Raw genomic sequence first — 9,678 nt, 5'->3', positions numbered from 1 at the left:
CAGCTCGTAGAGGGTGACGACGGGTCCGGGACGCACGGCCAGGATGTCGCCGCGCACGCCGAAGTCGCTGAGGGTCGCCTCCAGCAGGGTGGCGTTCTGCTCCAGGGCCTCCGACGAGATCTGGCTCGAGGCAGGCAGGCGCGGCGCGTCGGCGAGGAGCTCCAGGGCGGGATGCCGGTAGTTCTCGGCATTCAGGGGTTGGGGCGGAGCCGCGCGACGGGCGGCGGCCGGGACGGGCGGCGGGGCCGCGGGCGCCACCCGGGAGCGCGCCGGCGCGGCGGCCTCGACGGGCGCGGCCTCGACCTCGTCCGTGTCGTCGGCCTCCTCGTCGCCGTGATGCACGGGCACCGGAGGGCGCCGCGACGCGGACGGCGCCTGCGGCGGCGCGTCGAAGACCGGCTCGCGCCGGCCGTCCGACGAGGCCACCCGGGCATCGGGGGCGTGGGTCGCCCAGGGGGCGTCCTCAGGGGCCGCGAAGGCGCGCTGCGCGGCGAGGGCCGGCGAGGCGCCCGCATAGGCGAGCGCTGTGGCCGCGGCCGCGCGCTCGGCGCGCCAATCGGCGATGCGCGCCGCCAGGGCCGTGCGCCCGCCCATCAGGGCCTGCGCCATCGCCCCGAGGGAGACGATGCCCAGGCTCGGCTCGTCGTCCTCGTAGCGTCCGTCCTGGCTGGCGTCGGGCCGGCCGCGCGCGGGCTGGCGCACGGGGGCCGGCGGCGCGTCGTAAGCGTCGAGATCCTCCGCATCGAGCTCGCCGACCCGGCAGGCCCCCGTGAGGCACAGGATCGCGACGCCGGCGAAGAGGAAGCCCGCGAAGGCGCGGAACGGGGTCGCCACGATCCCGAGCATCGTGCGGGCGGCATGCATCAGCGCGTCGCCGGCGACGCCGCCGAGGCCGGTGGGCAGGGGCCAGCGCGCCGTCGAGGGCAGCGCGCTCGCCACCGCGCTCGCGGCGAAGAATCCGATGATCCACAGGGTCAGGCGCAGGCCGCCCCGGGGCAGCGCCCGCGTGCGCATCAACTGGATGCCCCAGAGCGCCGGGGGCAGCACGAAGGCCAGGGAGCCGAGCCCCAGGAGCTGCATCGCCAGGTCCGAGACCACGGCGCCGCCGGTGCCCAGGACGTTGTGGGCCGGGTGGTCGGTGGCGTGGTTGAGGCTCGGATCGTCGATCGACCACGTCGCCAGGGCGACCGTCAGCGCGGTGGCACCGGCAAACAGCACGAGACCGCCCAACTCCGTCATTCGCTTGGCCAGGAACGGGCGAAAGCTGTCGACGAAAGTATCGTAGGGCGATGCGGAACGGCGAAGCGAGCGCATGCGGTACCAGACACGATGGGGAACTGTCCGGCGACGGTAGCGTCGCCGGAGTTAACGGCTGGCTAAGGTTGAGACTTCCCTGCGCGCACCGTTGCAATGCCGTCCTTCCCTGGGTCGCTCCGGCATCGAGTCGTTCCGGTGCGGTGGGCGCTTCGCGGGCAGGTGGCAAGCGACCGGGCAGGTCCCGTCTCACGGCCCCGTGAGACCGCGGGACGCCTGCGCAGAGCCCGCTCGACCGGGGGGCCGGAACGAGAAAGGCCCCGGTCGCGGGGACCGGGGCCTTTCCGTCCGACGCCCGGGGGCGTCGTATGGCTCAGTAGTTGTAGGCGCGCTCGCCGTGATCGGCGATGTCGAGGCCCTCGCGCTCCTCGTCCTGGGTGACGCGCAGGCCGATGGTGAGATCGACGAGCTTGTACAGGATGGCGGAGCCGACACCCGACCAGACGATGGTGAAGCCGACGGCCTTGATCTGGCTCATCAGGGCGGCGCTGGTCTCGTAGGCGCCGACCGCGAGTTCACCGGGCTTGGAGGTGTAGTCGGGCAGGCCGACGCCGCCGAAGTCCGGGTTCACGAGCAGGCCCGTGGCGATGGCGCCCAGGATGCCGCCGATGCAGTGGACACCGAACACGTCGAGGGAGTCGTCGTAGCCGAGGGCGTTCTTCACCGTGGAGCACATGATGAAGCAGACCGCGCCGGCGACGAGGCCGAGGATGATCGAGCCCATCGGGCCGGCGAAGCCGGCGGCCGGGGTGACGGCCACGAGGCCGGCGATGGCGCCCGACAGCATGCCGAGGAGGGACGGCTTGCCCTTCAGCATCCACTCCACGAACAGCCAGGAGAGGGCTGCGGCGGCGGTGGCCACGAAGGTGTTGAGCATGGCCATGGCGGCGGTGCCGTTGGACTCGAGGTTCGAGCCGGCGTTGAAGCCGAACCAACCCACCCAGAGGAGCGAGGCGCCGATCGCCGTCATGGTCAGGGAGTGCGGGGCGAGCAGGTCACGGCCGTAGCCGATGCGCTTGCCGAGCATGAGGCAGCCGACGAATCCCGCGATCCCGGCGTTGATGTGCACCACGGTGCCGCCGGCGAAGTCGAGGGCGCCCCACTTGAAGAGCAGGCCGGCATCGGCGTTCACCGCGTCGAGGGCCGCCTGGGCGGTCGCCTTCGAGGCGTCGTCGGTGGCGGCGGCCAGCGCCTTGGCGGCGTTGCCGACCGCGTCCGGGCCACCCCAGTACCAGACCATGTGCGCCATCGGGAAGTAGATCAGCGTGGTCCAGAGGATCATGAACACGACCAGGGCCGAGAACTTCATCCGCTCGGCGAAGGCGCCGACGATGAGGGCCGGGGTGATCATCGCGAACGTCATCTGGAAGCAGATGTAGACGTATTCGGGGATCACGACGCCGTTCGAGAAGGTGGCGACGGTGGAGTTCGCGTCGATGCCCTTCAGGAAGGCCTTGGACAGGCCGCCGACGAAGTCGTTGAGGCCGCCGCCGTTGGTGAAGGCGAGGCTGTAGCCGAAGATCACGAACAGCAGGCAGGAGATGCAGGCGATGGCGAAGACCTGCGTCAGGACGGAGAGCATGTTCTTGGTGCGAACGAGGCCGCCGTAGAACAGGGCGAGGCCGGGCACGACCATCAGCAGCACCAGGGCGCTGGAGATGAGCATCCAGGCGGTGTCGCCCTTGTTCGGGACGGGCGCGGCGCTCGCGGCGGCCGTCACGGCCTCCGCCGTGGGCGTCTGCGCAAGGGATGGCTCGATGAACAGGAGTGCCAGCGCGGCACCCCCCAGCCCGAGCGCCAGGGCATTGCGAAGCTTCATGGAAACGAGACTCCCGATCGCGGTGCGATGTTGATGTGAAGGGGACGTGTCAGGGGCGCCCGGACGCGATCGTCCGGACAGGCGGTCGCCTCAGAGGGCGTCGACGTCGGTCTCGCCGGTGCGGATGCGGACGGCCTTCTCGAGGGGCACGACGAAGATCTTGCCGTCGCCGATCTGGCCCGTGCGGGCGGCGGCCGCGATCGCGTCGATCACGCTCGCGACCAGGTCGGAGGCCACGGCCACCTCGATCTTGAGCTTGGGCAGGAAGCTCACGGCGTACTCGGCGCCCCGGTAGATCTCGGTGTGGCCCTTCTGGCGTCCGTAGCCTTTCACCTCGGTCACGGTCAGGCCGTGGACGCCGATGCCGGTCAGAGCGTCGCGGACCTCCTCCAGCTTGAACGGCTTGATGATGGCCATCACGATTTTCATGGGCGACGCCCCCTTAAGCTACGAGTTGAGTTCGACGAGGTGAACCGAGTGGACAGACACATGCGCGCGTGGAGGCCACCGGCCGGCGCACGCAAGCGTCGCGACACGATCGGACCGGCCGGTGCGCCCGGGCCGCTTCCGACCCGTTCACCCGCACCCATATTCAAGGACTATGCCAACGGAACTTTTTTGCCGAACCCACATCTGCCCAAGAAGTATCCGGTCACTGACTCATGACGCGGCGTTTGGACGGCCAAGTTTGCCCGCAGATTAGGCACAGAGCCGACCAGGCAGGCAATTCGTGCACGGCGCAGGCGTTTTTCGCCGGTTGCGCCGAGCCGGTCAGGCCTCGGCGCGGCGCGGCCGGATCATGCCTTCCTGGGCCACGGACGCCACGAGGGTGCCGTCGCGCGTGAAGATCTGACCGCGCGCGAAGCCCCGGGCCCCGTCGGCGCTCGGGCTGTCCTGGGCGTAGAGCAACCAGTCGTCGGCCCGGAACGGCCGGTGGAACCAGAGGGCGTGGTCGAGACTCGCCGACTGGATCTCCGGGTCGAACACGGTCTGGCCGTGCGGGATCAGGGTGGCGTCGAGGAGCGTCATGTCAGAGGCGTAGGCGAGGACGGCGCGGTGGATCGCCGGATCGTCGGGCAGGCGGTCGACGGCGCGCATCCAGACGTGGAAGCGCGGCTCCCGCGGAGCCCGGCGCAGGTAGCGCTCGATCTCGACGGGCCGCAGCTCGATGGGCCGGCGCCGGCCGAAATAGGAGAGGATCGGCGCCGGGATCGCGAGCCCGCGCCGGGCGGCGTCGGCGGTGGCGGCAGGCGCCTCCGGCACCTCCTCCGGGGGAGCCACGTCCGGCATGGTCGCCTGATGGGTCGCGCCCGCCTCCGCGTCATGGAAGGAGACCGACATCGCGAAGATCGCCCGGCCGTGCTGGTGCGCGACGACGCGGCGGGTGGTGAAGCTGCGGCCGTCGCGGATGCGCTCCACCGCGTAGTCGATGGGGGCCTTCGGATCGCCGCCGAGGAGGAAGTAGGCGTGGAGCGAGTGCGGCGGCCGGGTCTCCGGCACCGTGCGGGTTGCCGCCACCAGCGCCTGCGCCACGACCTGCCCGCCGAAGACCCGGAACCAGCCCGTCTGCAGGCTCTCGCCCCGGTAAAGATCCGGCTCCAGGCTCTTCAGGTCGAGGATGTCGAGGAGTTCGGTGACGATGCCGGTCATGCCGCTTCCCTGGTCGCCCGGCGATCTCCGGGCCGGGTGGGCGCCGCGGCGCCACGGGCGATCCTTCACATGTGAACCATTCCGATGGCAAGGATCGGATCGCAAGGATCGGATCGCGAGGATCGGATGGCAGGGCTTCGGGCCAATTTCGGCGACCGGCCCCAGCGACGATGGCGCGGGCCCGATCCCTGACGCCGCGCGTTGCCCCCAGCGCCGGGGAATGGCACTCCCTCCCTGGCAGCGAGGGCGGCGGGGATCGGCATGGACGGATCGGAGAAGCGCGGAAACCGGCGCAGCGTGGTCATCGCCGGCGCCGGCATTCCCGGCCTGACGCTCGCCCTTGCGCTGGCCCAGGCCAACGGCCCGGCCTTGACGGTCACGGTCTGCGATCCCGCTCTGAGCGCCGGGGCGGCGCGCCATGCCGGGCGAGCCTACGCGGTGGCGGCCGGCGGCCGGCGCATGTTCGCGCGCCTCGGCATCTGGGATGCGGTGCAGGGGGCGGCGCAGCCGATCCACGACATGGTTGTGAGCGACAGCCGCCTGTCGGACCCGGTGCGCCCGGTCTTCCTCACCTTCGCGCAGGAGGCGGAGGCCGGCGCGCCCTTCGCCCATATGGTCGAGGCCGAGCCCCTCGCGGCCGCGTTGCTCGCGGCGGCCGAGGCGGCCGGGGTGCTCTTCGAACCCACCGGCCTTCTCGAGGCCACGCCCGCCGGCACCACCACCCGCATCGCGCTTGCCGACGGACGCGTGCTGGAGGCTGCGCTCCTGGTCGCCGCGGACGGGGCGCGCTCGCGCCTGCGCGAGGCCGCGAAGATCGGCTGGGTCGGCTGGTCCTATCCGCAGATGGGGCTCGTCGCCACGATCGGGCACGAACGCGACCATGCGGGCCGGGCCTACGAGCACTTCCTGCCCGGCGGCCCCTTCGCCATCCTGCCCCTGGTGGACGGGGGCGCCCTCGGGCACCGCTCGTCCATCGTGTGGACGGAGCGATCGGCCGACGTGCCGGCCCTGACCGGAGGCGGCCCCGACGAGACCCTGGCGGAGATCGAGCGCCGATTCGGCCTCAACCTCGGGCGCCTGGCGCTGGAGCGGGGCCCGAGCGCGCATCCCCTCGCCTTCGGCATGGCCCGCAGCTTCCGGGGCGAGCGCCTGGCGCTCCTGGGCGATGCCGCGCACGTCATCCACCCGATCGCCGGCCAGGGCCTGAACCTGGGCCTCGCCGGCGCGGCGGTCCTGGCGGAAGCGGTCACCGACGCGCTCCGCCTTGGTCTCGATCCGGGAAGCCCGGACGTGCTCAAGCGCTACGAGCGGGCGCGCCGCTTCGACACCGTCGCGATGGGGGCGGTGACGGACGGGCTCAACCGCCTCTTCTCCAACGACGTGACGCCGCTGCGCCTCGCCCGCGATTTCGGCCTCGGCCTCGTCGACCGGCTTCCCGGCTTGAAGCGACTCTTCATCGGCGAGGCCGCCGCCGCGCGCGGGCCGCAGCCGCGCCTGATGCGCGGCGAGGCGCTCTGACACGCGAAACGGCGGCCCCTTCCGTCAGGAAGGGACCGCCGTGCTGCGAATTGCCGGTCTCCGAGGACGACGTGCCGGGGGCCGTTACTTGCCCTTGGCGGCCTTGCTGGCCTTCTCGCGCTCGATGCCCTCGAGGATCAGGCGGTGCGCCTCGTCCTTGCCGCCCCAGCGCTTGATCTTGACCCACTTGCCGGGCTCGAGATCCTTGTAGTGCTCAAAGAAGTGCTGGATCTGGTGGATCGTGATGTCGGGAAGGTCGGTGTAGTTCTCGATCCGATCGTAGCGCATGGTCAGGTGGCGCGACGGCACGGCGATGATCTTCTCGTCCTCGCCGGAATTGTCCTCCATCACGAGGACGCCGATCGGACGGGCGCTGATGATGGCGCCGGGGGCGATGGCGCGGGTGTTGGCCACCAGCACGTCGCAGGGATCGCCGTCGCCCGACAGGGTGTGCGGAATGAAGCCGTAATTGCCCGGGTAGTGCATCGCCGTATAGAGGAAGCGGTCGACCACCAGGGCGCCGGCCTCCTTGTCCATCTCGTACTTGATCGGGTCGCCACCGATCGGTACCTCGATGATGACGTTCACGTCGTCAGGCGGATTCTTGCCGATCGAGACCGCGTCGATGATCATATGTGTGCTCCCGCAAGCAGGGGCATTCCGGCCCCGTTGCCGGGTGTCTTAAGGCCCTTCCGCCGCGAAGGAAATCGTACCGTGCGGCGGGCGGCGACGTTTGCACGAAATTGTCGGGCGCGTTTCAGGGCCGGTCCGAGGGACCGAAGCGCCGGCGCCAGGCCGCGGCGAGGCGCTGGACCATGCGCTCGATCCAGCGGGCCGCGTGCTCCAGGGGAACCTTCAGGGCGGGCACGTCCTGGCTCAAGAGGGCGAGACCCAGGGGCAGCATCCACAGGCCGAGGATCGGCAGGATCGAGAAGATGCCGCCGAGGATGAAGAGGATCGCCGCAAGGAGGCGGACCCAGATCCGCGACGGCTCGCGCAGCCAGTCCACGGCGCGGCGCATGCGGTCCGGCAGCTTCGCGCTGAGGTCCGTGACCCGCCTGTCCCAATCCGCCGCCGTCACGCTCATCCGTCGTCCCGCTCGCTCGCCCGAGGATCCGACTTGCCGAGCCGGACCGCAGGGGCGGCGCAGGCTTCGGCGAAGTCAGCTGAATCGGAAACCGACCTTGGGCAGAACCGTTCCGGCCATCCGGTCGACAGCCTGGCCGATCGCGATGCCGCCGAGCCCGGCATAGAAGGCGCAGGCCCGCTCGTTCCCTTCGAGCGCCCAGACCCCGACCCGGGTCAGGCCGTGGTCGGCCAGGTCGTTGGAAACCGCCCGGAACAGGCGGCGGCCGAGCCCGAGACCCTGGTAGGCCGGGCGGATGTAGAGTTCGTCGATCTCGCCGGGTGCCTGCAGGATGCGGCCCCGCGCCGGTCCGTAGACCGCGTAGCCGACGATGGTGCTCGCCTGCTCGACCACCACGAGGGGTCGACTGCGCTGGGTGGCCCCGAGCCACCACTGCGAACTGCGCTGCGCGATCATCCGCTCCAGGGCGACCCCGGGGATGATCCCCCGGTAGGCCTCGCGCCAGGTCTCGTCGAACAGGTCCGCCAGGGGGTCGGCGTCGGCCGGACGGGCGCGGCGGATGCTGGTGGTGCTCGTTCGCATGACGGATCCCCGCGCTCGATGAAGACGATGGACGGTTCGCAATCGGTGTCGACCACCGCATCGGAGGCGACGATCCGGGCGAAGACAAGGCGACGGGGAGCAACGCAAGGTCGATGCCGGTTGCTCCCCGCTCTCCACAGCGCGTTTGCCGCGGCCGCCGCGCACTGGTAGATCAGCCCCTCCCCGTCCCCGACAGAGCGGTCCCACCGTCCCCGTGTTCAACCGTTTCCTCTCGTACGAGACCCGCTACGCCCGGCGCATGGCGCGGATCGCGCGCTTCGAGCGCCCGATCGCCGGCCCGGTCTCGCGGGCCAAGGCCTGGGCGAACATGCTGCTGGTGGATCACGGGGTGTTCCGCCTCGCCTACCTGAATCGCCACCGGATCGGCGCGGGCAAGCTGTGGCGCTCCGCCCAACCGACGCCGCACCAGTTGGCCTGGTTCAAGCGCCAGGGGGTCCGCACCGTGATCTCCCTGCGCGGCGGGCGCGAGCACGGCTCCTGGCCGCTCCAGCGCGAGGCCTGCGAGCGGCAGGGCCTGACCCTGGTGGAGTTCGTGCTGCGCTCGCGGGAGGCGCCCTCGCGGGAGACCATCCTGGCCGCCAAGGCGTTCTTCGACGGGGTCGCGTACCCGGCGATGATGCACTGCAAGTCGGGCGCGGACCGCGCCGGCCTCGCGGCAGCGCTCTACCTCATCCTGCACGAGGGCCTGCCGGTGTCGGAGGCCATGGGCCAGCTCTCGGCCCGCTACGGCCATTTCCGGTTCGCCAAGACCGGTATCCTCGACGCGTTCTTCGCGCTCTACCGCCGGGAGGGCGAGCCCAAGGGCCTGGATTTCCTGACCTGGGTCGAGACCGAATACGATCCCGAGGCGCTGAAGCGCTCGTTCCGCCCCGGCTTCTGGTCCGACCTCGTGGTGGACCGGATCATCAAGCGCGAATAGCCGGGCACGAAAAACCCGCCGCGGCCGGGCCGGGCAGGCTTTTCATGGACCGTTCGCCAGGGCGTGGACGCCCGGCGGAATCGCCTCAGGCGGCGAGGCGGATCGTCGACGGGGCGTTCTCGTTGCTGGCGATGAAGCGGCCGGAATTGGAAAGCGGGCCGTTGTTCGGCGTCAGGAGGTTCGCGGCCACGAAGACCAGCGAGACGTTGAGAGCGACGGCGGCGAGGACGAGAAGAGCGATCATCGGTGGTGTTCCAGGGCGATTGCGTTGCACCTGATATGGCACCGCACCATTTCCGTTGGTATACTGAATTCTACACACCACTCATGCCGTCGACGCAGGGCTGGGGGCGGCCCTCCGTCTCAAGGACTGTCGCCCCGCGACGTCCGCATCGCTCGATCGTCCATCCTGCAGGGCTGACCGGATTCCCGTGCGAAGACGCTTGTCTCGGTCGCGATGGATTTCGCGACGCAGCAATCAGTTGACGAACAGGCTTTCGAGATCCGTGGCGAAGGACGAGACGTCGCTCGGACTTTCGCCGGTGAGGATGATCAGCGTCAGGATTAGGCCCACCGCACCGAGATACACGACTGCAAAGAGATCCTGGTCGTCGCGACCGGCCAGGACGATGCCGGCGAACGGGAGCGTCTGGAGGGTGAGTGCCGCCGCAATGTTCATGGAAAACCTCGGTTCCGGGACGGCCTCGACCTCGATCCAACCGTCGGTTCGATTCATCGCCCGATCGGCACGCATTCGGCCGATCGGAC

11 protein-coding genes are annotated in these 9,678 nt (G+C 70.5%); 2 read left to right on the top strand and 9 right to left on the bottom strand.

Annotated elements, in window-relative coordinates; all coding sequences use genetic code 11:
- The 4 genes from ASF18_RS24810 to tesB form a co-directional block, all read right to left on the bottom strand.
- Positions 1-1,314, bottom strand: a 1,314-nt coding sequence (locus ASF18_RS24810) for a DNA translocase FtsK 4TM domain-containing protein (protein WP_244472731.1), incomplete at its 3' end; no start/stop codon positions are given.
- 313 nt (positions 1,315-1,627) lie between these two features.
- On the bottom strand, positions 1,628-3,133 hold the full coding sequence (locus ASF18_RS15965) for an ammonium transporter (protein WP_056212514.1): 1,506 nt from the start codon (positions 3,131-3,133) through the stop codon (positions 1,628-1,630).
- 90 nt (positions 3,134-3,223) lie between these two features.
- Positions 3,224-3,562, bottom strand: a complete 339-nt coding sequence (locus tag ASF18_RS15960; RefSeq protein ID WP_055948310.1) for a P-II family nitrogen regulator — start codon at positions 3,560-3,562, stop codon at positions 3,224-3,226.
- A 342-nt stretch (positions 3,563-3,904) separates the two neighbouring features.
- Positions 3,905-4,783 (bottom strand): acyl-CoA thioesterase II, encoded by an 879-nt coding sequence (gene tesB / locus ASF18_RS15955; protein WP_056353003.1) that lies wholly within the window; start codon positions 4,781-4,783, stop codon positions 3,905-3,907.
- A 261-nt stretch (positions 4,784-5,044) separates the two neighbouring features.
- On the opposite strand from tesB, the gene ASF18_RS15950 reads away from it, so the two are divergent.
- Positions 5,045-6,301 (top strand): FAD-dependent monooxygenase, encoded by a 1,257-nt coding sequence (locus ASF18_RS15950; protein WP_056353000.1) that lies wholly within the window; start codon positions 5,045-5,047, stop codon positions 6,299-6,301.
- Between the two features lie 84 nt (positions 6,302-6,385).
- Here the strand turns inward: ASF18_RS15950 and ppa are convergent, their stop codons facing one another.
- The 3 genes from ppa to ASF18_RS15935 all read right to left on the bottom strand — a co-directional run bounded on the left by ppa (position 6,386) and on the right by ASF18_RS15935 (position 7,970).
- Entirely contained in the window at positions 6,386-6,934 is a 549-nt protein-coding gene (gene ppa, locus ASF18_RS15945) for an inorganic diphosphatase (RefSeq protein ID WP_056212520.1), read from the bottom strand.
- Between the two features lie 124 nt (positions 6,935-7,058).
- Positions 7,059-7,388 (bottom strand): hypothetical protein, encoded by a 330-nt coding sequence (locus ASF18_RS15940; protein ID WP_056352998.1) that lies wholly within the window; start codon positions 7,386-7,388, stop codon positions 7,059-7,061.
- Between the two features lie 75 nt (positions 7,389-7,463).
- A complete protein-coding gene (locus tag ASF18_RS15935) occupies positions 7,464-7,970 on the bottom strand; it encodes a GNAT family N-acetyltransferase (protein WP_056270834.1) in 507 nt (168 codons plus the stop codon).
- Between the two features lie 214 nt (positions 7,971-8,184).
- Between ASF18_RS15935 and ASF18_RS15930 the strand changes: the two genes are divergently transcribed.
- On the top strand, positions 8,185-8,910 hold the full coding sequence (locus ASF18_RS15930) for a tyrosine-protein phosphatase (protein WP_056352996.1): 726 nt from the start codon (positions 8,185-8,187) through the stop codon (positions 8,908-8,910).
- A gap of 85 nt (positions 8,911-8,995) precedes the next feature.
- On the opposite strand, the gene ASF18_RS23765 is transcribed toward ASF18_RS15930, so the two are convergent.
- Complete coding sequence (locus tag ASF18_RS23765) at positions 8,996-9,154, bottom strand: hypothetical protein (protein WP_156389716.1); 159 nt, start codon at positions 9,152-9,154, stop codon at positions 8,996-8,998.
- 234 nt (positions 9,155-9,388) lie between these two features.
- Positions 9,389-9,589 (bottom strand): hypothetical protein, encoded by a 201-nt coding sequence (locus tag ASF18_RS15925; protein ID WP_056354453.1) that lies wholly within the window; start codon positions 9,587-9,589, stop codon positions 9,389-9,391.
- Positions 9,590-9,678: the final 89 nt, after the last annotated feature.

The organism is Methylobacterium sp. Leaf89, assembly GCF_001422215.1.
Taxonomy (GTDB): Bacteria; Pseudomonadota; Alphaproteobacteria; order Rhizobiales; family Beijerinckiaceae; genus Methylobacterium.
This window is presented reverse-complemented; position numbering and strand designations above follow the sequence as displayed.